Raw genomic sequence first — 25518 nt, 5'->3', positions numbered from 1 at the left:
AGTTGAGGCGCATTAAAGGAGTAGTAAATGGCGTTTGCGCAATGGGCAGCCTTGCCTTGGGTAAAATCTCAAAAAGATAAAATTCAATGGGGGCAACTCACTGGCAGTGGTTTAAGTATTGCCATTGCACAAGGAGTTAAACAACAAGCTGGCTTAGTGCTTATTGTTACCCCTGATACACCCAGTGCATTGCGCCTTGAAACAGAGTTGGAGTGCTTGCTCCCCGAGCATCCAGTAATGATATTCCCTGATTGGGAAACGTTGCCTTACGATCATTTCTCACCCCATCAAGATATAATTTCATCGCGCTTAGCCACCTTAAATACTTTAAAAAAAGAACAACAAAGTGTATTAATTGTGCCTGTGTCTACCTTGATGCTACGTACCGCCCCTGCTTCGTTTATTTATGGTTCAACCATTAATTTTAAAGTCGGTGATATTCTCGATACCCACAAACTTCGCAGTAACTTAGAGCAAGCAGGCTATTTACATGTGCAACAAGTCATGGAGCATGGTGAATACGCCATTCGTGGCTCGATTGTTGATTTATACCCAATGGGCAGTCCGCATCCATTTAGACTCGATTTTCTTGATGACGAACTTGATACCATTCGTTTATTTGATGTTGAAAGCCAACGCTCGGATGAAAAAGTCGATAAAATTGAATTACTACCTGCTCATGAGTTCCCTACCAACGAAGCCGATGTTGAACGATTTAGAATAAACTACCGTGAAAAATTTGGTGCCAGCTCATCGCAAGATTCCGTGTATATGCAAGTGACCAAAGGCAATTGGCCTGCTGGTATCGAATATTATATGCCGCTGTTTTTTGAGCAATTAGCCACTATCTTTGATTACCTGCCAGATACTGCAACAGTGATGCAACTGGGAGATTTAGAAGATGCTGCGGAGCATTTTTGGCATGATATTAATGTGCGTTATGAAAACCGTCGAGTCGATCCACTGCGCCCGTTACTTGAGCCAGTTGCACTTTATCAACCCATTAATGAACTGTTTGAAAATTTAGGCAACTTTGCTCGCATTCGGTTATCGCAAGCAAAACTCGCGACAAAAGCAGGCAATAAAAATCTAGTCACCAGCGAGTTACCCGCAATACGCATTGATCATAAACTACATGAACCCTATCAAGCATTTATAAATTATGTAGCAGCGCAAAAGAAACAAAAAGGCCGTATCTTACTGTCAGTAGAATCCGATGGTCGCCGTGAATCTCTGCTCGCTATACTTAAACCCAGTGGCTTAAAGTTTAAAGAGTTTTCATCATTCGATGAATTTGTAAATAGTAGTAGCGATGTTGGCTTAATTGTCAGCCCACTAGAACAAAGTGTGGTACTTGGTACAAAGCCCGCATTATCCATTGTTACTGAACAAGAATTACTTGGCATTAAAGTATCGCAGCGTCGCCGTCGTAAACATAAATACGAAGCTAGCCAAGATGCGCTCATCCGTAACTTAGCTGAACTTAAAGTTGGCCAACCGATTGTACACTTGGATCATGGTGTAGGCCGCTACCAAGGTCTGCAAACGATTGATGCGGCGGGACTGATCACTGAGTTTGTAACCATTACCTATGCCAATGAAGCAAAGTTGTATGTGCCAGTGTCAGCCCTGCATATGCTCAGTCGTTATTCTGGTGGCGAAGAAGCCAGTGCACCGCTGCATAAACTGGGATCTGATGCTTGGGAAAAAGCGAAAAAACGCGCGGCGGAAAAGGTACGTGATGTGGCCGCTGAATTACTCGATATTTACGCCCAGCGCCAAGCAAAACCGGGGAATGCCTTTAAACTTGATGGTGCTGCTTATCGCGTCTTTAGCGATGGGTTTCCATTTGAGGAAACTGACGATCAGCGTAACGCTATCGAAGCTGTGCTAGGTGATATGCAAAGTAAACAAGCAATGGATAGGTTAGTCTGTGGTGATGTAGGTTTTGGCAAAACTGAAGTTGCGATGCGCGCCGCCTTTGTTGCTGTAAACGACAATAAACAAGTAGCCGTTTTAGTACCAACTACCTTGCTTGCACAACAACACTTTGAAAACTTTAAAGATCGATTTGCCGACTTACCCATTGAAGTCGGTGTGCTGTCTCGCTTTAATTCACCTAAAGAACAAAAAGACACCCTAGAAAAAATGGCTAAAGGTACCTTGGACATCGTCATTGGTACTCACAAATTGATCCAAGCCGATATTATATTTAAAGATCTTGGCTTGCTCATTGTCGATGAAGAACACCGGTTTGGGGTACGTCAAAAAGAGAAGATAAAATCACTGCGTGCCGATGTTGACATTTTAACACTCACTGCAACACCTATCCCACGTACATTAAATATGGCCATGAGTGGTATGCGTGATCTTTCAATCATCGCTACCCCTCCTGCAAAACGCTTAGCGGTTAAAACATTTGTTCGTCAACGCGATGCAGATTTGATCAGAGAGGCGGTATTGCGGGAAATAAAGCGTGGTGGCCAAGTATACTTTTTACATAATAACGTTGAAACTATTGACCGCGTGGCAGAAGAAATTAGTGAATGGGTACCTGAAGCAAGCGTCGCTTCTGCCCATGGCCAAATGCGCGAACGTGATTTAGAACAACTGATGAGCGAATTTTACCACCAGAAATACAACGTACTCGTATGTACTACCATCATTGAAACGGGAATTGATATCCCCACAGCAAACACAATTATTATGGATAGAGCCGATAAACTAGGCTTGGCGCAGTTACATCAGTTACGGGGTCGAGTTGGTCGCAGCCATCATCAAGCTTATGCTTACTTATTAACGGGTAATCCTAAAGGGCTGTCGAAAGATGCTGTAAAACGCCTTGAAGCCATCGAGTCACTGGAAGATTTAGGTGCCGGTTTTGCACTCGCAACCCACGATTTAGAGATCCGTGGTGCTGGTGAGTTGCTTGGTGATGATCAATCAGGACAAATGCAGACCATCGGCTTTAGCTTATATATGGAAATGCTTGAGCAAGCTGTGAAATCTCTTCGTGAAGGCAAAGAGCCTACCCTTGATAACTTGCTACAACAACAAAGTGAAGTGGACTTAAAATTAGCCGCTTTACTGCCTGAAGATTATATTCACGATGTGAATGCGCGACTAGGTATTTACAAACGGGTTGCCAGCTGCGCTAACCTAGATGATATGGACGAATTACAAGTTGAGCTGATTGATCGCTTCGGCCTGCTGCCTGATGCAACTAAAAACCTATTTAGTTTGCAACAACTGAAACTCAAAGCCAGCGAATTAGGCATTAAAAAAATTGAAGCAAATCCAAAAGGTGGCTATTTTGAGTTTAGTCAACATACTAAGGTTAACCCTAGCTTCATTATAGGTTTGATACAAAGTGCACCTAAGGTGTATAAAATGGATGGTGCAAATAAGTTGCGCTTTGCGATCGATGAGGCGAATGCCCGCGAACGCTTAAAAATGGTCACTGCAATGATTGCAGATTTCGAAAAAAAGGTTAGCCATTAATGTTGCTTAAAAAATCTCTTATCCTATTGTGTTGTGTATTTAGTAGCACAGCATTTGCAGAACGTTGGTTTGAAGTAGAAGTACTGATATTCAAACAGCGCCCTGCCCCTTATTTGCAAGAGGATTTTAGCTTAGACAAAGAGCAAATTAAGGCCAAGCGTAGCGTTGATTTACTGACACCACTTTATACTGCGCAAGCTAAACAGGAGTGTATCAACGGCGACACTCGCTTTAATTCACAGTCATTAACCGATTCTGTGATTGGTGCCAATCGCTCTAATTTATGTGATGGCAGTATTGACTACCTACACAGTTACTCAGCACTGCCACTTAGCCCAATAGCGCCTGTTAAAGACGATATGGAGCAAACCTACCTACTTGCTCCCGAACAGCTACAATTTATATCACAACAGCAAGAGCTGGCGCAAAAAGGACTCAAGCCTATACTTCATACCGGATGGCGTTTTGAAGGTGCGAGCCAATCTCGCTCTGAAAGTATTAAACTGTTTGGCGGTAAATTATTACGCGCACCTGTGATTGCACAAACGCCACAGTATACAAATAATGACTTTATTAGTTTAGTCAACACCAATCAGAGCATAGCCCCAGTAGTTGAACAAGCTGCGGATCAATGGGAGCTAGACGGTAGCTTTAATATTTACTTGCGCCATTATTTATTTATAAACGCCAGTTTTGATGTGAATGAAAGACAAGCCAACGGTGAAATCCAACACGCTCGGTTCGCACAATTCAAACGTGTTATAAGTGGCGACATTCATTATTTTGACCATCCTAAAATGGGCATGATTGTACAAATTAGAAAATTCAAACACTAAATAAAGGAAGATGACCGAATGAAAAAGCTTTTAATTATTGCTGCAGCATTAAGCCTAGCAGCTTGCTCAAAAGTAAGCTTAGAGAACTACGAAAAAATCGAAATTGGCATGGATAAAACTGCAGTAGAAGCTATTTTAGGCAGTGCTGATAATTGTGTTGAAAAAACCCTACACACAAATTGTACATGGGGCGATGACAGTAAAAACATTGAAATAACCTTAGTGTCAAACAAAGTATCTTTGTACAGTAAAACTGGTTTAGAAAAATAAACCATTGCAGTAGGTAGTAACAAACTTACTACCTACTGACTTAATGTTATTACCACCAATAAACAGGATAATGACGTTTAGGATTGCGTGATAAATTATTAACTAGCAACCCAACTAACAGAATAATTGTCGTACCAAACAACACAGGGCTAAGCACATAGTAATAACCAAGCTGTTGTATACCATTACCACCAATAACCGCAATCAATGCAGTAGCGCCACCGGGAGGATGCAAAGTACGTGTTAAGTGCATAACTGCAACTGATAATGATACAGCCAAAGCACTTGCCAACATTAAATCAGCAGTTAGCAGTTTTGCCACAGTCACACCTACCAACGCGCTGAGAGCATGACCGCCAATAAGATTGCGCGGCTGAGAAAACTCCGCTAATGGCGCACCGTAAACAAGCACTGCAGTTGCACCTAAAGAACCAATTAAAAATAAATTAGTTAACGGATCAAACTGTAAACTTTTACCAATTATAGCAACCAAATAAATGCCCAAAAATGACCCAAGTAAAGACCACATAATTTTACTCATTGGTTTACGTGGTGGACATTGACTGGTTGCGGCCATCCTGGAAATCAGAAAGCGCATATCACTTCCCCTCAAGCTGTGTAAAATGAGGGAGATAATACCTGATAGATAAGAAAATCGACGACAACTTTTATTCCATTTCGCTATAAATAAGCTCAATACTAACAATTTTACTTCTATTTAAAGTGATTTTATAACGCTGATACTTTATCTCTTCGTCATTTTGATATGAAAGCACTACATTTAGTTGATAGCGGCGCTCCACACTTTGTTTTGATATTTTATTACTATCAAGATGATACAGTTTACCTTCGCCTTTTTTTAAGTTCCGCGCAAACGCCGCTAAACTAAACTGCAAGGTCTGTTGCAAGCTATCATAACCAGGTAAAAACTCTTTTGCATTAACCCGAATTTCACTGGCAAAGTGCAGCCATTGCGCTGCTTGTTTATTTTGTTGACGTCGTTTTGAAAATATTTTTCGTACATCCTCTGGAATATGTTTAAAGCGTGTATATTCAAGCCAGATGTATTGTGTAGCTATTTTATCTTTGGTTACACTATTTCGAAATTGAAACCGCCATTTTGGCCGCCCTTTCACAATGGCTCGCCAAATAACTCGTGTTATGTCTTCTTTAAAAATTTCTCGCATCCCGTAAATAGCGCCCAAAATGATCACTAATGTCGCAGTCACTTCGGTAAATGAGATCCGCGCATTCAGAACCACAACCATAACAAGCGCCATTATAATCGCTGTAACGGTTCCTTTAACCAATCGTTTTAAATAACTATTAAGGTAACGAGTATTACGATTTAACACCACACCATGCTCAATCAAACGCTGTAAAAGACGCATCTTATTGGTGATCCGGTTTGCATCCTGAAGGGTTGATTCCGAGTTATATTGCAGCTCATGTCGATAATCTTGCTCGGCTTTACAAAAATTCATCAGATCATTACGCTCTTTCGCGAAATCACTGCTACGAGGCCCTTCGTCAAGTAATTTTAAAAACGACTGCTCAATATGCCAACTCAGATAGTTATCTGCATTGGTATAAAACGAGATCAGTTTTTCATCATCTGGTGTGTAACGCCTTAGTTTTTTAAGTAAGCTTTGACTTTGTTCACATAATTCAATAGCGCGCTGATAAAACTCATCAACTTCTTCAATCTTCAAGGTATCTTTGATATCGGTATCAATCGCTAGGCGGACTTGATAACAATACAAATTGAGGTTTTGCCGATAGTCTTGTTGTTCACCTTTATTTTTACTAACAAAGCGACTGCGCACTAAAGGTAAATGGATATTATTGGCGTTATACGCTAAATACGATTTGAAGTGGTTATTAAAATACGATTCTTCTGTTAACGTTTGCGGATTGATGCCCATTTCATTCGGAATAGAAAAATACATATCAATGCGCTGTTCAGAGCGCGGGCTCAATTCAGGTTCAATTATAAAGGATAAGTTTTCATCCTGTTTTAGCAATCAGCTCTCCTAATAAGTAAAAAGATGCCTCTAGTTTACTGCCACACTTTCATTTGTTCAATAAAAAAAGGCCTAGTAAAAACTAGGCCTTAGATAAAATCAAAGTTACTTACTGATTAAAGTTTAACATTCACACCAGCAAAGAAACGACGACCTAATACATCATATGTGAACGGATCAGTATTTGAATCGTAGTTACCTGAGTAATAAGGTGGTTGTTTATCAAATAAGTTATTTACACCAGCTGAAACACTCACGATATCATTTATCATATATGAGCCACTTATATCGTGGTATACAATAGATGGAGTCGTTGGTGCAATACATTTACCCGGTTCATTACGACATGTAAAGCTATCCATTCCGGCAATATAACGGGCTTCATACGTTGCATCCCAGCTATCACTGCTTGCTGTAAGGTGGAAGTTTGACTTAAGATCTGCAAAACCACCGCTACCATTTGTAACGTAGCCTTGGTAATCAATCACAGCACCAGTGTCTACTACATACTCGTCTAAATATGTTGTATCTAAGCCTGCTTTCCAAGCTACACCTAATGCATCAAATGAATACGCTAAGTTTAAATCAATACCTGATGTTTTTTCAGAACCGATATTACGTAACTGGTTATTAAATACTATACGACCATCTGGACGTATAAATGCACCGGTATTTTCACACAGTGTAGTACCTGTGCCGCTAGGATTAATACATTGATCAACAACGAATTGACTAGTGTAAGTACTGATCGCATTTTCAATTTCAATATCGTAGTAATCTACTGTCATTGAAAAGCCGCTAATCCACTCAGGCTCATACACAATACCGAATGTTAATGTATCAGCTTCTTCTGGAGTTAAAGCTGTATTACCACCAACAGTAACTTCAGCTTGATCGTCTGCGCCAGGGTAAGTTACACCATCATAAGATATTGCTTTACCAGAATACAATTCATCAACAGTAGGTGCACGGAAAGCTGTTGAACGCACAGCACGCATCATTAGCTCGTCTGTTGCTCTCCAAGTTAAACCTAACTTCCAAGTATTATCTGAACCAAAGGTGCTGTAATCAAAAGCACGAATTGCCGCACTTAATTCAACACTTTGCGCTAAAGGTGCATCTGCTAATAATGGAATTGCAAATTCGACATAAGCTTCATCAACATCAAAGCCGCCACTTGTTGGATCGATACGAGGATCATTACCTAGACCTTGTGCAGCAATTGAGTCAGGATCTTGCCATGCTTTTTCTTGACGATGCTCTACGCCAGCAGCAAATGCAGCATAACCTGCAGGTAGTTCAAACATCTCACCAGACAGTGAACCAGCAACGATAAATAACTGGCTGCCACCTGATTCTTGTTCTTTGTAAATATAAGGATTTACATTTGCTTGAGCCCAATCAGCTTCATTTAAAGGATTAAATGTGCCAGCATCTACGGCCGCTTTTAACGCCGAAACATTGTGAAGATTGCTGGTTTTACTTACTGAATCGTTACGACCAAAATTTGCAGAAAGATCCCAAGAGTAATCATTAATTACACCTTCAGCACCAACAACTATGCGCACAGTATCTACAGTTTGGGTGTAGTTACGAGTACCACTTTCGCTCATACGACGACGGTAGCTAATTGGGTCACCTGCAGCGTAGTTGGTTGGCGTTGTAACATAATCACCATTTGCATCTTCTACAAACGCATTATTAACAACTTGACGTTTATCATACGTTTGGCCTAATAAGCTATTGCCCATAGTGCTTGGATCGTAGTTAAATGCAAAGTTAATTGGTTGTGGAGCTAACTGCTGCTCTGACCAACGTTTAGTATAAGTGAATTCACTGAAGAAATTTGTATCGTCGGTAAGTTCATATGTACCAAGACCCGTAATATTTAAACGATTCATTGGTGTATATAAATAGCTACTTTTTGAGTAGTTGTATGCATCAGCTGCTGTTGTGTAGCGATGTAAAGTACCGCCTAGTCCACTTAAACCACTGTCGTCAGCAACACCCGTCTTCTCTAATTCACCATCTTTATTTAAGATATCAGCCGTCACATTACTTTGAATGTGTCCACCTTCGCTGAATGAAGAACCACCACAATATAGGCCATTTGCGCCTTCTAGTAGTGGGCAGCTTGAGAAGTCACGATCACTTTGGCTTGCTTGGCCACGATTAGTGTACTGAGCACCAAAAACAATGTTACCTTTATCAAAAGAAGTACCAACTGTAAAATCAATTGAATTTTCAGTTGCATCATGCTTTGAAGTCATTGCAGTGTTTACATTTAAGTCTAAACCTTCAAAGTCATTTTTAAGGATGATGTTTACAACACCTGCCACAGCATCAGTACCATAAACAGCAGAAGCACCATCTTTAAGTACTTCAATTTGCTTGATCATTGATACTGGAATAGTGTTTAAATCAACGGTAGACGCTGCACCAGTCCCTGAGTTGATCATACGACGACCGTTTACAAGCACTAAAGTACGTTGAGAACCTAAACCGCGAAGGTTAATCGATGCGTTACCGCCAGATCCATTATTAACACCAGGGTTTGTCATTGCGCCGCCTGTAGCGGTCATCTTTTGTAATACGCTATCGATGCTTGTTGCACCCATTGCTTTAATATCATCGGCGCCAATTAATGTAACTGGGCTAGCGGTTTCCATATCTGAACGCTTAATGCGAGAACCCGTTACTTGAATTTTTTCGATAGTTTGCGCCGCATTTTCAGCTGCTGCTACTTGCATTGTTGAAAACATAGGAATAGCTGTGACAACAGCTAAGCCAATCATAGATTTTTTCATGTGAAACCCTACTTGTTGGAGAAATACCTTGCTCAGGTAGCGCTCGTTTTATTTGAGAATATCGAGTCAGCGATGGCAACTTAGGCGGATTTAACTGAATGAAATCTGAATGAGTGGTCAATAATTATCTTTGCGATTATTGATAAACCTGCAACAGGTACGTTGGTTAATGAATGTTTCATTGTTAACTAGTTAATACACTTTAAGTTCATAAACTTAAGGACAAACAAAAACATTTTAAACATGTATGAAATCAAACTAATGGATTTTGTAATTATATGTAATTAACGTATAAAAAATACCTAAATCAGAAAATTTCACAAGTTAATCACATCATTTTATTAAAACTGCAAAACTGACCAACAACTGCTAACCATAGTTATGCAATAATTTTGCGTATTTAAGCTCTATGCAACTTTTTTGATAGCAATGTAGTGGTTTTTAGCTTTGTTCATTGCAGCTTAATGTCAAAATAAGGTGGTTTTATGCGCACTCTATAAATTTAACTGAAAATATAAAAACGAGGCGAGACTTAAACTGAAAACTCTGATTTACAAATAGATACTCAACTTAATGTTTAGCGTATTATTTCAGTAAATATTGCTTTGAAGTGTTTTGATGAGTTAAAGTTAAAGGTTCAATTAAAAAATGGGTCCAGTGCATTATTAATGCATGAAGTCAGCTAATACTTAGCTAATGAAGGTACCAAAAATTGCGTGTATGGATGGGTAGAATAATTGATAACGAACGTTCGTAACTCTATACTCTAAGCTTCGGGTAGCAAACTTCTTAACCAACAATCCGATTTAATATGAATTAAACTGATATCAATAAATCGCATCAAAGTAATAAAATATCTGCTTAAATTGGCCCTGTGGATTTTTAACTTCGAGTGTCAACTTCCAGGTCATATTACGCTCGGAACAAATGCCAACCATACCTTGCGCGACTAAAATATCATTACGCGGCTCAAACAACACTGGAATATATCCCATATACATAGTGATACCTTCAAGCTTAGCACTGTGAACTAACAATGTGCTTGGTAACGATAAATGTATTTCAAAAGGCGTCTCTGGTGTTATTTGTTGCTCACTCAACCAAATTTTCACCTGATTATCATACTCGCATAACTGATTTGGCCGACAACTTGCATCTTGGGTTTGCGCTTCTATACTTAGCGGTTGTGGGCCACACGCCATTAACATATGCAATGCGCTTAAAAACACAACTAAAAGCTTAATTGGCATAGTATTCCTTAGATAAATTAAAGGCCGATACTAATCAGCGTACTGTTAAAATACAACCACTGAACAAAATTCTTACACAAATGTACAAAAGTGTGTCAAAAAATAGCCAACTGCATGTGAAAAATTGATTGATGTCATAATTTTATGCAATTGACCTATCTTTTTTAGGCCAAAAATTTTATCATTTCCCCGCAAAAATAAGGGTTTCTCGAGTTTGTTTTCTGAAGCAGTCAAGGCATTGAGGGTTTTTTGATAACATACTTGAGAATAATAGTAGGCCCCACTTTATAAAGTGGGTAATTCATTTCTAAACGCATTTATTGCAGCGGAAGCCAGAAAATGAGCCAAACAGTAGCATCACAAACTGAGTACAACTATAAGGTTGTACGCCAATTCGCTATTATGACAGTGATTTGGGGCATCGTTGGCATGAGTATTGGGGTTCTGATTGCTGCCCAATTAGCTTGGCCAGCACTTAACTTTGATACACCATGGTTAACATACTCTCGACTACGTCCGTTACACACGAACGCAGTTATTTTCGCATTTGGTACCAGTGCACTTTTTGCAACATCTTATTATGTTGTTCAACGTACTTGTCAAACGCGCCTTCTTTCCGACAAATTAGCCGCCTTTACATTTTGGGGCTGGCAGTTAGTTATCGTACTTGCGGTTATCACTCTACCTCTAGGTATAACAAGTTCAAAAGAATATGCTGAGCTTGAGTGGCCAATCGATATTCTAATCGCTATTGTCTGGGTTACCTATGCAGTTGTATTTATGGGCACCATTGCTAAACGTAAAGTGTCTCATATCTATGTTGCTAACTGGTTCTATGCTGGCTTTATCATTACTGTTGCAGTACTTCATATTGTTAACAGCATGGCAGTACCAGTATCACTGACTAAGTCATACTCAATCTACGCCGGTGCAGTAGATGCTATGGTTCAGTGGTGGTACGGTCATAACGCTGTAGGTTTCCTATTAACAGCTGGTTTCTTGGGTATGATGTATTATTTCGTGCCTAAACAAGCTGGTCGTCCAGTTTATTCATACCGTTTATCAGTTGTTCACTTTTGGGCATTGATATCACTGTATATCTGGGCTGGTCCTCACCACTTACACTACACTGCACTTCCTGATTGGACACAAAGTTTAGGTATGGTGATGTCAATCATCTTATTCGTTCCATCTTGGGGTGGTATGATCAACGGTATCATGACGTTATCTGGTGCATGGCATAAACTACGTACTGATCCAGTACTACGTTTCTTAGTTGTATCGTTGTCTTTCTATGGTATGTCGACCTTCGAAGGCCCAATGATGGCAATTAAATCAGTTAATGCTCTTTCTCATTACACTGATTGGACTGTTGGCCACGTTCACTCTGGTGCGCTTGGTTGGGTTGCAATGATTTCTATCGGTGCTATTTACCACCTTATCCCTGCGTTATTTTCACAAGGTCGTATGTATAGCGTGAAACTTGTTAATACACACTTCTGGTTACACACTGTGGGTGTTGTACTTTACATTGTAGCAATGTGGATCTCAGGTGTTATGCAAGGTCTAATGTGGCGTGCAGTAAATGCCGACGGTACATTAATGTACAGCTTTGTACAGTCGCTACAAGCATCACATCCTTTCTATGTTATGCGCTTCTTAGGCGGTGTATTCATCGTCACAGGCATGCTGGTTATGGCTTATAACGTTTACCGTACAATTTCAGCGAAGAATGATTCGTTGAAATTAGATGCGCAAGCACAATTAGCATAACGGAGTGAGATGATGAGCAATAAAAATTCACAAAACAAACATGAAATAGTCGAAAAAAATATCGGCCTTATGGCTATCTTGACTGTTTTTGCTATCAGCTTCGGCGCATTAGTAGAGATCACTCCACTGATGTTCCAAGACGATACAACAAAGCCAGTGGATGGTTTACGTCCACTAAACGCGCTGGAAATGGAAGGCCGCGATATCTATGTACGTGAAGGTTGTTATAACTGTCACTCACAAATGATCCGCCCTTTCCGTGATGAAGTAGAACGTTACGGTCACTACTCTGTTGCTGGTGAATCAGTATGGGATCACCCATTTCAATGGGGTTCTAAACGTACTGGTCCTGACCTAGCACGCGTAGGTAAACGTTACTCGGATGACTGGCATTATGCTCACTTAGTGAATCCACGTGCTGTGGTTCCTGAGTCAAACATGCCAGGTTTCCCTTGGTTAGCAGAGGATCGTGTTGACACTAGCCTTACTCTGAAAAAGCTTAAAATTTTCCGTGATACATTTGCTATTAATCCACAAAACCCAGCTCACCCTGGTTTAGGATATGGTAGTGATGAAGAACTAATCGCTGATGTTGCTAAAGTTGATGCAATGAATGACGGTAAAGGTGCGACAGAAATACAAGCCCTTATCGCTTATTTGCAACAACTTGGCACGCACTTGAAGTAATTAATTATGGATTACGGAACATACAGAGGCATTTTAACTCTGGTAATTTTAGTACTATTTATTGTCATTGTTGTGTGGGCATATAGCAAGCGTAGTAAAACTCGTTTTAAAGACGCCGCTAATGTCATCTTTGAAGATGAGAAAAAACACAACGATACAATCTCTAACGAGGAAAAGGGGTCTGAGAAATGACTAGCTTTTGGAGTATATGGGTTATTGTATTAACCCTTGCATGCTTATTTATCATTTTTGGCTTACTAGTGTGGAATTTAACAAACTACACTGGTGTTAAAGAAGGTGAAAGCTGCGGGCACGAATTTGATGGTATTGAAGAACTAAATAATCCGCTACCTAAGTGGTGGACTTACATGTTCTTTGCAACATTTGTATGGTCAGTTTACTACTTAGCAGCATACCCAGGTTTAGGTAATTGGGAAGGTATTGCTAAATGGAGTAGCTCTAACCAAGGTATTACCTCTTTAGCTGAATCTAAAAAAGCAGTTGAAGAAGCCAAAGCGAATGGTGAATTTGTAAAGCTTGATAAAGAATATGAAGCTGCAGATGAGCGTTTTGGTCCTATTTTTGCCGCTTATGCTCAGCAAGATATCGAAACGCTTGTTACTGATGAAAAAGCACTGGAAATTGGCCAGCGTTTATTCGCACAAAACTGTTCGCAGTGTCATGGTTCTGATGCCCGTGGTGGTCAAGGCTTCCCTAACCTAACTGATAAAGATTGGTTGTACGGTGGCACGCCAGATAAAATCAAAGAAACACTGTTACATGGTCGTATTGCTGCAATGCCACCTTGGGGTGCTGCATTGGGTGAGCAAGGCGTTAAAGAAATGACTGCTCATGTACTAAGTTTATCAGGTCGTACCGTTAACCAAAAAGACGCAGCCGCAGGTGCAGCTAAGTTTGCAATGTGTGCCGCGTGTCATGGTGCTGATGGTAAAGGTTCAGTTGCACATAATTTACCGTTTGGTGCACCTAACTTAACTGATAACATCTGGCTATATGGTGGTTCTCAACGTGCTGTTGAAGAAACACTTAACAACGGTCGTGCCGGTGTTATGCCAGCTTGGAAAGACATTTTAGGTGAAGAAAAAATTCATCTATTAACTGCATACGTTTATAGTTTATCGCAAGATAAATAACTAAAACGTTAATAGAATGTTTATATTTTAATGTTTTAATTCAATAGATTAATTCAGATCAAAAAAGCCTCCATCTGGAGGCTTTTTTTTAGTTTTTTCAACTTAAATCCTATAAAATGCCCTTATCGTAAACTAATTAAGTGTATTTATGACCCCTACTCCTTGGTATAAAAATTTCTGGCCGTGGTTCTTAATCTTTTTTCCGCTAGTTGCCATCATTGGTTGTATTTCCCTTTTTATAACTGCGATCGGCAATGGTCCTGATATGGTGGTTGATGATTACTATAAAAAAGGCAAAGCAATTAACTTAGAACTGAGCAAATTCGAGAAAGCTAAAGCGTTATATTTACATGGTGACTTGCTAATCGAAGCTGATAAAGTCAGCTTTAAATTCAATAAGGGGGACACCAGTAATATCCACTCATTAAAACTATCGTTTTATCACCGAACGATTCAGGCTCATGACTTTAGTACTCATTTAGCCCCAAATGCGAATGGTGAATTTACAGCAATTGTCGAACCATATATTGATGGTGCTTATACTGTATTTATTGAGCCGATAGACGGTAGCTGGAAATTAAAAGAAAACATCACTTTGCCAAATGAGCAAAGTATTGCCATAAGTCCTGAATATAAGTAGTCACCCCATCATGTCTAATAACTGCTTTCATTGCCTTGAAAGTGTACCATCGGGTTTTAACGCTACTGTTGTTATAGACGGTAGCGCGCAACCGATGTGTTGCATAGGCTGTCAAACCGTTGCCGAGACGATTGTTGCTCAAGGCATGACCGATTATTATAAATTCAGAACCGTGCGCGCTGGTAAAGTAGAACAGCTAGTTCCTGAGCAATTAGCATTTATTAGTAGTTACGATAACCCAGATATTCAAGACGAGTTTATTTCTCAAACTAACGATATCAGTGAAGTGTTATTGACCGTTGAAGGGATCACTTGCGCTGCCTGTGCATGGTTGATTGAAAGGCAACTGTTAAACATACCCGCAATCAAACGCGTTGACGTAAATACATCAACAAACCGCGCGATGATCCAATGGCATAAAGATCAGACACCATTAAGCGACATTATCAAATCGTTATTAGAAATTGGCTACAAGGCCTACCCGTTTCAAGTCGATGTTGAAGCAAGTCAAAAGCAGCTAGTTGCCAAAGCGTATATACGCAGGCTCGGCGTAGCAGGCTTAATGACCATGCAGGTGATGATGTTTGCTTTCGCCATGTACTTTGGCATGTTTTCTGGTATGGAAGAAAACTTTGAACAGTATTTTCGATGGATCAGCTTAATACTCGCTTCACCGGTTATTTTATACAGTGCTATGCCCTTTTTAACCAATGCAATTAATGGCTTAAAAGCCAAGCAGTTAAACATGGATCTTCCTGTATCCCTTGCTATTTTTGGCGCATATGGCGCAAGTAGTTACGCCACAGTGATGGCCGTGGGCGAAGTGTATTTTGAATCAATTTGTATGTTCACCTTCTTATTATTGCTAGGTAAATATTTAGAGTTTAGGGCTCGACTGAAAGCCAGTGAGTTTACTGCTAACTTACAAAAGTTATTACCACTTACAGCCCGTACTTTGGATGAAAACGGCCACGAACATATTATTGCAGCTAAAAAATTAAAACTCGGTGACCGAGTCTTAATTAAAGCCGGAGAAACAATTCCTGCAGATGGTGTTATTTTCTCTGGCAGCACCACCGTTGATGAAGCAATGATGACAGGTGAGCATTTACCAGTTAGTAAGTACATTGATCATCAAGTTTTTGCCGGTACCGTGAATCATGATGGTGTAATTGAAATCCTTATCAATAAAATTGGTCAAAATACTCTTTTAAACCAAATAATTAAATTGCAGCACAGTGCGCTTGCCACCCGTCCTAAACTGGTGGAAATCACCGACAAAGTGGCACAGTGGTTTGTTGCCTGCTTGCTGGTATTTGCCTCACTTACCGCCATCGGCTGGTATCAAGTTGACCCTGAACATGCCTTTTGGATCACCATTGCGGTCCTTGTTGCAACTTGCCCATGTGCGCTAAGTTTAGCAATTCCAACCGCCTTAACCTGCGCGGTGGCTACCTTAACCCGCAAAGGAATACTCATTAAGCAGTCTCATGTGCTAGAAACACTACCACAATTAACGCGCGTTGCTTTTGATAAAACAGGCACGTTAACACAGGGGCGTTTTAGCCTAGATGCTGTGGACTTATTAGCAAATTCTTTATCTAAAAAACAGATTTTGGCTCTTGCAGCACAACTTGAAAGTTACTCCGAACACCCTATTGCGACTGCATTTAATGAGTTCACACCCACACAGCGCGACTTAACGAATATTAAAATTCATCCTGGCTGTGGCATCACCGGTGAAGATGACAATCATAACTATGCAATTGGTAAAAGTGGTTGGTTCAACAGTAAAAAAAGTAATGCTCAAGCAACGTTCTACATTGATCAACAACCGGTTGCTAATTTTTACTTTGTAGATGAAGTAAAAAGTAATGCTGCAAACTTAATTACCTCTTTACAACAGCAAGGCTTAACCTGCCACATGCTAACTGGGGACGCCTCAAATGCAGGGCAACAAATTGCTAAGAAGCTCAAACTTGATAGCTTTAAAGTAGGCTGTCTACCAGAGGATAAACAGAGCGAAGTGAAGCTGTGGTCAAGCCAAGGTGAAATCGTGGCAATGGTAGGAGATGGTGTCAACGACAGTCCAGTGTTTAATAGCGCGCATTTATCTATCGCAATGGAAACCGGCGCTGATATTTCCAAAAACACCGCCGATGTGGTATTACTCAATAGTGATTTAGCCGCTATCGAGCATTTATTGACGGTATCGAAAAAAACACGCCGAATAATAAAGCAAAATTTAGCGCTTTCATTGCTCTATAATGGTTCAATCTTACCGCTTGCGGCATTAGGCCTAGTTGCACCTTGGATGGCTGTGATTGGGATGTCTGCCAGTTCCATCATCGTGATCAGTAACTCACTAAGGTTATTAAAATTATGAGTATAATTTATATTCTAGTTCCAATTGCTATTTTATTTGTACTGATCGCGATTGGAGTGTTTTTTTGGGCCGTTCGCGGTGAACAATTTTCAGATTTAAACAAACAAGGTCATAGCATTTTGTTTGAAGATGATAAAGAGCAGCACAAAAAAAGTAATGATTGACCCCTTATTTGTCAGCGCTTTTATCATGGGCCTTATTGGCAGCGGACATTGCATAGCAATGTGTGGTGGTATTGCCAGCTCCTTACAATTAGCCACAGATAAAACCCGACCATTGCAGTACTCCATTGCGTATAACATCGGTCGTGCCGGCAGTTATATGCTCGCAGGGGCGCTCGTTGCTGGGATCAGCAGCCATTTTGCCACCCAAAGTCATTGGTTCGCGTTAATTTTAGCGTTTTTAAGTGGCCTGTTTATGATTTTGGTTGGCTTGTATATCATGCGGTTAGGCGCAAGCTTACAATGGCTGGAATCGCTAGGGAAAACCTTGGTGTGGCAGCACTTGGTAAAACTAAATCGTTTTATAATGCCAATCAACTCATTACCTAAAGCAATGGCTTATGGCGCATTATGGGGTTGGTTACCCTGTGGTTTAGTTTATTCAGCGCTAACCTGGGCGATGACCAGCAACACAGCCCTTGATGGCGCTCTAGTCATGCTATTTTTCGCGCTTGGTACGTTTCCCGCGATGTTAAGTATCGGCATGGGCGCACAAGTATTACATAAAGTATTAAATCACCCATGGGCACGAATAGCACTGGGCAGTGTACTTATTTGGTACGGGATTTATTTACTTATCATTGCAACTGACAAGCTGCTGCATTAATCTTAATAAATTAATGTGACAACATTTAATGGACTGAACTAATGGATTTATATCAAAACAAAGCCAAAAATAATTGCACAATCAGCTGCAATGACTGCAGCATAAGTCAACTGTGCTTACCTTTTACCCTCAATGGGCAAGAAATGGATAAACTTGATGAAATCATTGAGCGTAAAAAACCATTACATAAAGGTGATTTTCTTTTTGAATCAGGAGCGCCACTGAACGCTATTTTTGCTGTTCGTTCTGGTTCATTTAAGTCCTACACCCTTTCAGAGCAAGGTGACGAACAAATTACTGGCTTTCACCTCGCAGGAGATTTAATCGGCTTTGATGCAATAAATAAAATGGCACACCAAAGCTTTTCTCAAGCGCTCGAAACCTCAATGGTATGCGAAATTCCATTTGAAACACTCGATGATCTAGCGGGTAAATTACCAAAACTACGCCAGCAGATTATGCGCCTGATGAGCAGTGAAATTAACTACGACCAAGAAATGTTTTTGTCACTGAATAAAAAATCAGCCGAAGAGCGCTTAGCTAGTTTTATCTACAACTTGTCAAATCGCTTTGGCGAACGCGGGTTTTCTCGTAAAGAGTTTCGCTTTACCATGACCCGGGGTGAAATTGGTAATTACCTTGGTTTAACCGTTGAAACGATTAGTCGTTTACTGAGTCGTTTTCAAAAAGCTGCTTTAATAAAAGTGGAAGGTAAATTTATCACTATTCTAGATAGTGATGGGTTATCCGCAGCTGCAGCAATCCACCCAAAATAAACTTGATCTAGCGCAACAAGTTGTTAGCTGTTACTTTAACTACTCACGTTATACGTTACACTCTAGCTATAAAGTAGTTAAAGGAGCAGCTTATGAACACCATCAAACAAATACTCGCCATTATTGATCCAACCGCTGAGTCTCAGCATGGTTTATCTCGCTCTATCGAATTAGCCAAAAAGTCCGGTGCCAGTATCACCGCTTTTATGAGCATTTATGATTTTTCCTATGAAATGACGACCATGCTCTCTGGCGATGAGCGCGAGGCAATGCGCAATGCCGTCGTTAAAGACCGTCAGTTATGGCTGGATGAAATTTTGCAACACTACCCAGACGTCGATATTAAAAGCCAAGTGGTTTGGCATAATCGCACTTATGAAGCGATCATCGATACGGTAATAGATCAACAGTTTGATTTGGTTGTAAAAGGAACTCACCAGCACGATACACTTAAGTCAGTAATTTTTACTCCAACCGATTGGCATTTAATTCGTAAATGCCCAGCCCCGGTATTATTGGTAAAAGAGCACGCTTGGCCTTCGCAGGGTAATATTTTAGCTGCTGTTAACGCTGTAAGTGAAAACCAACAGCACCTTGATTTAAACCATCGTATTATTCAAGATGCGCAGTTTTTATGTGAACTGGCTAACGCAAGCCTTAGTATCGTTAACGCCTATCCTGCGACACCGGTAAACATTGCAATTGAAATCCCTGAGTTTAACCCCAGTATTTATAACGAGTCGGTTAAAAAACACCATATAGAATCGACCCATGAGTTAGCAGCTAGTCATCAAATCGCCCAGCAAAACTGTGTCATAGAAGAAGGTTTACCAGAGGACGTGATCCCTGATGTAGCAAAGCGCCTTAATAGTGAATTAGTGGTGATTGGTACGGTTGGCCGCACTGGATTAAGTGCAGCCTTAGTAGGTAACACCGCAGAGCATGTCATTGACAGCCTTGATTGTGACGTATTAGCCTTAAAACCCGACGGCTATGTGAGCCCGCTGGCAAAAGATTAAATAAATTTTGTTGATTGAAACTTTAGGCATATAATACGCCCCTTTATTTTACCCATAGTTCTAAAGGGGGCGTAATGTCGCATTCTGTTCAAGCCAAAGCTCAACATAGCTTATCTAAGTTACAAAAACGCTTACGTCGTCAAACCGGTCAAGCGGTGATGGACTTCAATATGATTGAAGAAGGCGACCGTATCATGGTGTGCCTCTCTGGTGGAAAAGACAGTTATACTCTACTTGACATGCTGCAGCATTTACAGCGTGTTGCACCTATTAAATTTGATTTGTTTGTTGTTAACCTTGATCAAAAGCAACCAGGCTTTCCTGAACATGTATTGCCAGCATATTTAGACACTCAGAATATTGAATACAAAATTGTTGAAGAAGACACCTACAGTATAGTGACTGATATTATTCCTGAAGGTAAAACAACCTGTTCGCTATGCTCACGCTTACGTCGCGGCATTTTATACCGTACCGCAAATGAAATGGGAGCCACTAAAATCGCCTTAGGTCATCATCGCGACGATATGATCGAAACCCTATTCTTAAATATGTTTTATGGTGGCAAACTGAAAAGCATGCCAGCTAAATTAATGAGCGATAACGGCGAGCACATGGTAATTCGTCCATTAGCCTACTGTAAAGAAACAGATATTGAACAATATGCTATCAGCCAAGCATATCCTATCATTCCATGTAATCTGTGTGGCTCACAAGAAAATCTGCAACGCAAACATACAAAAGCGATGCTTGCACAGTGGGATATTGAGCACCCTGGTCGTATTGAGAGTATTTTTACTGCAATGCAAAATGTTGTGCCTTCGCATCTAGCAGATAATGAGTTATTTGATTTCACCAACTTAAAAACCGGTGAAGTAATTGATGGCGGCGATATTGCGCTTGATAAACCAGACATACCAAAACAACCTGTACTTAACGATGATGAAACAGCTGATGTTGTGACAATTAATTTAAGTTAACAAATTAACTTAAAGAATAACAATGCCGCGTATATCGCGGCATTTTTGTTTTCCGTTGATAAAGTCAGTTACGGCATATCCATCAACGCTTGGCTTTGCTCATCGACCTTAACTTGATAGTTTTCATGCCTTAAACCAAGTAACTGTGGTAACGTTGCAGCAATACAAATTGACGATAATGTTCCCACAACAATTCCTACAAATAGTGCGATAGAAAACCCCTGTAACGGCGCACCAGCCAATAACCACACACTCGCCACTGTTGCAAGAGTAGTGCCTGAGGTGATTAAAGTACGGGTCAAAGTGCTCTTAATTGATTCATTTATCACCGTATTCACGCTAGCTTGTTGTGTTGTGGAATCTAAGCGCAGTAGCTCGCGTACCCTGTCACCGACAATAATTGAATCATTTAATGAATAACCAATGATTGCCAGTAAACTCGCTAATACGGTTAAGTTAAAATCAAGCTGTAACCATGCAAATAAACCAACTACCACCACCACGTCATGCATTAAAGCCACAACCGATCCCAACGCTAAACGCCACTCAAACCGTAGCGCTAAATAAATCATCACGGCAACCATTGCCGCAAATAATGCCAAACAGCCTTGTTCAAATAATTCATCGCCAACTTGTGAGCCTAAGTAAGAAGATGACAACACTTCAGCACCCAATGTCTCATCTTGCGTAAGCGTTGCTAACCAAGGCGATGTACTGGCTTGCTCTGCCTCTCTTAACTGAAAGTGCTGGCTAGATTGAGCGCTTAAGGTAAAGTCATCATGGTGATAATAACTAATTTTTTTCGCCAGCTCAGCCTCACTAATTGGCACTGCAGTGGTAAACTCAGTTAAATAGCCACCAGTAAAATCAAGGCCGAAATTCAATCCTTTTGTAGCAACCCCTATTACAGAGAGCAGCACTAGTAGGATAGATAAAACCAACCCCGATAAACGTAAGCGGGTTGTGGTGCTCATTTTTTCATTTGAATTGCTCATGCGCGAGCTCCTCGCTTATTTGCCAATTTTAAATACAAAGTCTGACTCAACGCCTTAGAAACATACACCCCGGTAAATACGCTAGTTATTAGCCCTAACGCCAGCGTAATTGCAAAGCCTTTGATTGGCCCATAGCCAATACCATATAAAATAATTGCCGTGATCATAGTGGTAATATTAGCATCAAAAATTGTCGCAAATGCTTGTTGGTAGCCCTGCTCTATCGCTTGATATGGTGCTCGGCCTTTACGGCGCTCTTCTTTGATCCGCTCAAAAATAATAACATTAGTATCAACAGCCATACCGATTGTCAGTACCAGCCCGGCGATGCCCGGTAAAGTTAGCACCACGCCAGGCAGCAGTGACATTAATCCTACTAAAGCTGTTAAATTCAATAATAAGGCAATATTTGCCACCAGCCCTAAACGGCGATACCACAGCGCCATAAAGGCTAATGTAATACCCATTCCCAACATTAAGGCCGCGAGCCCATTATGTATGTTATCTGCGCCCAAGCTTGGCCCAATGGTTTGTTCTTGTACGATTGTCACCGGCGCAGTTAATGAACCTGCACGTAATAGCAATGCTAAATCCTGCGCCGCTTGTGGACTTTGCATATTAGTAATACTAAATTGGCTACTCAAATGTTGAGCTATATTGGCAACATTAATCACTTCACTTTTTTTAACTACTTCACCTTTGACATTTTTATAATATTCAGAATACACCGTTGCCATTGGTTTACCGATATTACGTTTTGAAAATGCTGACATCGCCTCGCCACCTTGGCTATCAAGGCTAAGTTGCACTAGCGGCTTGCCCCATTCATCGCGCCCTGCATGGGCATTATTGATGTGTTGTCCCGAAAAAATAGCAATTGGGTCTAAATTGATCGAGCCACCATTTTGCAGGTTAAAGGTTTTTCCGCCGATTTCTTTAAGCTGATAAAAATCAAGCGACGCTGTTGCACCTATAATACGTTTTGCTTCACTTGGATCTTGTACACCGGGTAACTCAATACGAATACGTTGTTTACCTTGGCGCTGGGTAACTGCTTCAGTAATGCCTAATTCTTCAATACGGCCTCTTAAAGTGGTTAAGGTTTGACTCATTACTTCTTTATCAAACGCATTACTACCTTGTTCACTAAAACTAAATGCAACCGTTGTTAGATTACCCTGTGAATGCGCAGTTGCCATTAAACGCTCAAAACGCTTTAGAACATTCGCCTGTACTGCGGCTAAGTCACTTTTAGCAGCAGGCAACGCGTGTAATTCAAAACCATGGGCATTTTTTTGTACACGAACACCTCTGGCTTTTTCATCACGAATAATTGTTTTAGTTTGTTCATACGCACTATCAAGTTGCTCTTGTTGCGCTTTCACTAAATCAACATCTAATACAAATAACACACCACCATTAAGATCAAGACCTAATTTTATAGGTGCTAATCCTAAGCTTTGTAACCAATCGGGACTTGTTTGATGCGTGACTATTTTTGCATTCAACTGCGTAAATTCACTTTTTAACGCTTGTTGCGCTGCGGCACTTTTGGTTGGCTCTTGTAGTAACACATTTAATGAAAGGCTGTTTTGCGCCACTTGAATTGATTGCTCAACCAGAAACCCATGTTGATTTAAAAAATCAATAACAGATTTTTGCGAAGGAGTATTCGCTAGTAACTGCTGTGAATGTGGCTGGCTCTGCGTTGTACTCAGATGCAGCCACGATTTTGCTGGATATAAATTTGGTAAGGCACTGATAGCTAATAATACCAGCGCCAAAAACATCGCCATATAGCTTATTTTAAAACGCTGTAGCTGCGGTTTTTTTGATGAATTTTTTAACATATTGCTTCCTTTAAACCAATGCAAGCATCGGTTTCTCGCCTCATAGGCGCAGTAATTTATTTGCTTTAGTTGAATGACTAAAACATCGAAAAAATTAGTAGGAAGAGTTAACTGAAGTAAGTAAGTACTGCACGGTATTGTAAGTTGGCGTCTTTCCAACCACTAATCCGTGATTTTTTACCTTCGTAGGCTACAAACCAAGGTAATGTTATTGGCGGTTCAAGGGGTTGTAAGTAAAGTTGGCGCGCAAGGCTAGGTACAAAAAACTCAAATATTGCCACATAACTTGGCTCAACTTGGCTTTGATACAGAAATAACGATGAATTACTCGCTGAAAAGCGTGGCTGTAAAGACTCAAACCCCGCGCCTTCTGTTTGTTGATCAGCCGCCGCAATTGGTATCTTCTTGGTAAAAGGGGTGCTATCTGATACTGAAGTATCAAATACCTTAACCTCTAAAACACTCAAATCAGATAACATCGCCGACTGAAAAAAAGCGGTAGGCTGGCTCACATTAGTCTCAGCGTTGCTCACAGCATTAGCCTGCACACTAAAAAGTGCAGTAAACAGCAGTAATACAGTAAGGACTAAGCGAAAACGGATCATTTTATTATCTAAATAGTAAGCTGGTATTATAAATGGGGAGTAATTGCCCTATTTCAATAGCTAATTTGCAATTGAACAAAAAAAACCGCAAGTAAAACTACTTACGGCCAAAAATCACAGTCGATAATTAAGCGACTTCAAGTGAGGACATGTCAATGACATAACGATGAGACAAATCACCTTCTTTTAAGCGTTCAAAAGCCTGATTAATATCTGCCATATTGATCATCTCTACTTCCGGTAAAATATTATGCAGCGCACAGAAATTAAGAATTTCTTGAGTTTGTGCAATACCACCAATCAAAGAGCCAGCCACGCGGCGACGCCCCAATAATAATGGCACCGAGTTTGATTCAGCCATCTCACCCACTTGTCCGACTAATACTTGAGTACCATCAATATCTAATAGGGGCATATAAGGGGTAAAGTCATGCTTAACTGGAATAGTATTAATGATCACATCAAACTGATTAGCGTATGCTTTCATGGCTTGTTCGTCTTTAGATACCAGTAAACCTTCAGCGCCATATTCCAACGCTTGCTGTTTTTTATCATCTGATCGACTAATAGCTGTCACATGGGCACCCATTGCCGCTGCGATTTTAATTGCCATATGGCCTAACCCACCTAAGCCAATAACGCCAACTCGGCTACCAGGCCCGACATTAAAAGTACGTAGCGGCGAATACGTGGTAATACCCGCGCATAAAATTGGCGCACACTTAGCAAGATCAAGTGATTCTGGAACGTTTAAAACAAACTCTTCGCGCACTACAATGTGTTTGGCGTAACCACCTTTGGTTGATTCACCAGTGATACGATCTTTTCCTGAATAAGTTCCGACCATACCTTCGCGACAAAATTGCTCTTCGCCTTTGTGGCATTGGTCACACTCAAGGCAGCTATCAACCATACAACCAACTGCTACATTATCGCCAACTTTGTATTTAGTCACTTTGCTGCCAACCTCATCGACACGACCGACAATCTCATGTCCTGGTATAATTGGGTAACTAGTACTCGTTCACAGAAGTTCTGATCAGTTGCCTTACTTAAATTCAGGCAACTGATTTATTCCTATCAATAGCTTTATCGTTCGGCTTTTTCCAGCAGTTGAAGTGATGAACCCTTTCTTTT

21 protein-coding genes and 1 pseudogene are annotated in these 25518 nt (G+C 40.5%); 14 read left to right on the top strand and 8 right to left on the bottom strand.

Annotation, left to right across the window (positions count from 1 at the left end):
- Positions 1–27 precede the first annotated feature (27 nt).
- The 3 genes from mfd to H5201_RS16100 are packed head-to-tail and all read left to right on the top strand — an operon-like array spanning position 28 to position 4607.
- Positions 28–3501, top strand: coding sequence for a transcription-repair coupling factor (gene mfd / locus H5201_RS16110; RefSeq protein ID WP_182718579.1), 3474 nt, complete (start codon positions 28–30; stop codon positions 3499–3501).
- Entirely contained in the window at positions 3501–4337 is an 837-nt protein-coding gene (locus H5201_RS16105; RefSeq protein WP_182767563.1) for a peptidoglycan binding protein CsiV, read from the top strand. The genes mfd and H5201_RS16105 overlap by 1 nt, the downstream gene beginning before the upstream one ends.
- Before the next feature lie 18 nt (positions 4338–4355).
- On the top strand, positions 4356–4607 hold the full coding sequence (locus H5201_RS16100; protein ID WP_149982381.1) for a DUF3862 domain-containing protein: 252 nt from the start codon (positions 4356–4358) through the stop codon (positions 4605–4607).
- A 49-nt stretch (positions 4608–4656) separates the two neighbouring features.
- Here H5201_RS16100 and H5201_RS16095 read toward each other — a convergent pair whose 3' ends face one another.
- The 4 genes from H5201_RS16095 to H5201_RS16080 form a co-directional block, all read right to left on the bottom strand.
- The gene (locus tag H5201_RS16095) at positions 4657–5205 is read right to left on the bottom strand and encodes an HPP family protein (RefSeq protein WP_182767564.1); all 549 of its coding nucleotides are present in this window, start codon (positions 5203–5205) and stop codon (positions 4657–4659) included.
- A 70-nt stretch (positions 5206–5275) separates the two neighbouring features.
- Complete coding sequence (locus tag H5201_RS16090; protein ID WP_182740239.1) at positions 5276–6631, bottom strand: hypothetical protein; 1356 nt, start codon at positions 6629–6631, stop codon at positions 5276–5278.
- 116 nt (positions 6632–6747) lie between these two features.
- Positions 6748–9438 carry a TonB-dependent receptor gene (locus H5201_RS16085; RefSeq protein WP_182718576.1) on the bottom strand — a complete coding sequence of 897 codons (2691 nt, stop codon included), beginning with the start codon at positions 9436–9438 and terminating at the stop codon, positions 6748–6750.
- An 827-nt stretch (positions 9439–10265) separates the two neighbouring features.
- Positions 10266–10688 (bottom strand): hypothetical protein, encoded by a 423-nt coding sequence (locus H5201_RS16080; protein WP_259398507.1) that lies wholly within the window; start codon positions 10686–10688, stop codon positions 10266–10268.
- A gap of 339 nt (positions 10689–11027) precedes the next feature.
- On the opposite strand from H5201_RS16080, the gene ccoN reads away from it, so the two are divergent.
- From ccoN to ttcA, 11 genes are all read left to right on the top strand, one after another.
- Complete coding sequence (gene ccoN, locus H5201_RS16075) at positions 11028–12461, top strand: cytochrome-c oxidase, cbb3-type subunit I (protein ID WP_149982386.1); 1434 nt, start codon at positions 11028–11030, stop codon at positions 12459–12461.
- A 12-nt stretch (positions 12462–12473) separates the two neighbouring features.
- Positions 12474–13148, top strand: coding sequence for a cytochrome-c oxidase, cbb3-type subunit II (gene ccoO, locus H5201_RS16070; protein WP_149982438.1), 675 nt, complete (start codon positions 12474–12476; stop codon positions 13146–13148).
- Positions 13149–13154: 6 nt separating this feature from the next.
- Positions 13155–13340: a cbb3-type cytochrome c oxidase subunit 3 gene (locus H5201_RS16065; RefSeq protein ID WP_064667100.1), complete on the top strand. Its 186-nt coding sequence runs from the start codon at positions 13155–13157 to the stop codon at positions 13338–13340.
- Positions 13337–14302 (top strand): cytochrome-c oxidase, cbb3-type subunit III, encoded by a 966-nt coding sequence (gene ccoP / locus H5201_RS16060; protein WP_182718575.1) that lies wholly within the window; start codon positions 13337–13339, stop codon positions 14300–14302. The genes H5201_RS16065 and ccoP overlap by 4 nt, the downstream gene beginning before the upstream one ends.
- Positions 14303–14450: 148 nt before the next feature.
- Entirely contained in the window at positions 14451–14942 is a 492-nt protein-coding gene (locus H5201_RS16055) for a FixH family protein (protein WP_182785075.1), read from the top strand.
- A gap of 10 nt (positions 14943–14952) precedes the next feature.
- Entirely contained in the window at positions 14953–17328 is a 2376-nt protein-coding gene (locus H5201_RS16050) for a heavy metal translocating P-type ATPase (protein WP_182718573.1), read from the top strand.
- Positions 17325–17492, top strand: coding sequence for a cbb3-type cytochrome oxidase assembly protein CcoS (ccoS, locus tag H5201_RS16045; protein ID WP_145233504.1), 168 nt, complete (start codon positions 17325–17327; stop codon positions 17490–17492). The genes H5201_RS16050 and ccoS overlap by 4 nt, the downstream gene beginning before the upstream one ends.
- Positions 17485–18156, top strand: a complete 672-nt coding sequence (locus H5201_RS16040) for a sulfite exporter TauE/SafE family protein (RefSeq protein ID WP_182731415.1) — start codon at positions 17485–17487, stop codon at positions 18154–18156. Before ccoS ends, H5201_RS16040 begins: the two co-directional genes overlap by 8 nt.
- A 41-nt stretch (positions 18157–18197) precedes the next feature.
- Positions 18198–18932, top strand: a complete 735-nt coding sequence (locus H5201_RS16035; protein ID WP_145233499.1) for an FNR family transcription factor — start codon at positions 18198–18200, stop codon at positions 18930–18932.
- Positions 18933–19024: 92 nt separating this feature from the next.
- Positions 19025–19951, top strand: a complete 927-nt coding sequence (uspE, locus tag H5201_RS16030) for a universal stress protein UspE (protein WP_145233497.1) — start codon at positions 19025–19027, stop codon at positions 19949–19951.
- A gap of 74 nt (positions 19952–20025) precedes the next feature.
- Positions 20026–20931, top strand: a complete 906-nt coding sequence (gene ttcA / locus H5201_RS16025) for a tRNA 2-thiocytidine(32) synthetase TtcA (RefSeq protein ID WP_145233494.1) — start codon at positions 20026–20028, stop codon at positions 20929–20931.
- Between the two features lie 68 nt (positions 20932–20999).
- On the opposite strand, the gene secF is transcribed toward ttcA, so the two are convergent.
- From secF to H5201_RS16005, 4 genes and pseudogenes are all read right to left on the bottom strand, one after another.
- Positions 21000–21926, bottom strand: coding sequence for a protein translocase subunit SecF (gene secF / locus H5201_RS16020; protein ID WP_149982401.1), 927 nt, complete (start codon positions 21924–21926; stop codon positions 21000–21002).
- Positions 21923–23776: a protein translocase subunit SecD gene (secD, locus tag H5201_RS16015; protein ID WP_182740243.1), complete on the bottom strand. Its 1854-nt coding sequence runs from the start codon at positions 23774–23776 to the stop codon at positions 21923–21925. The genes secF and secD overlap by 4 nt, the downstream gene beginning before the upstream one ends.
- 107 nt (positions 23777–23883) lie before the next feature.
- The gene (locus tag H5201_RS16010; protein ID WP_182718568.1) at positions 23884–24381 is read right to left on the bottom strand and encodes a hypothetical protein; all 498 of its coding nucleotides are present in this window, start codon (positions 24379–24381) and stop codon (positions 23884–23886) included.
- Between the two features lie 127 nt (positions 24382–24508).
- A pseudogene (locus H5201_RS16005) lies at positions 24509–25399 on the bottom strand (NAD(P)-dependent alcohol dehydrogenase); the annotation flags it as partial.
- Between the last annotated feature and the right edge of the window lie 119 nt (positions 25400–25518).

The organism is Pseudoalteromonas sp. SG43-6 (assembly GCF_014164365.1).
GTDB classification, from domain to species: Bacteria; Pseudomonadota; Gammaproteobacteria; order Enterobacterales; family Alteromonadaceae; genus Pseudoalteromonas; species Pseudoalteromonas rhizosphaerae.
The sequence above is the reverse complement of the archived record's forward strand: the minus strand, read 5'-3'. Positions and strand labels throughout refer to the sequence as shown.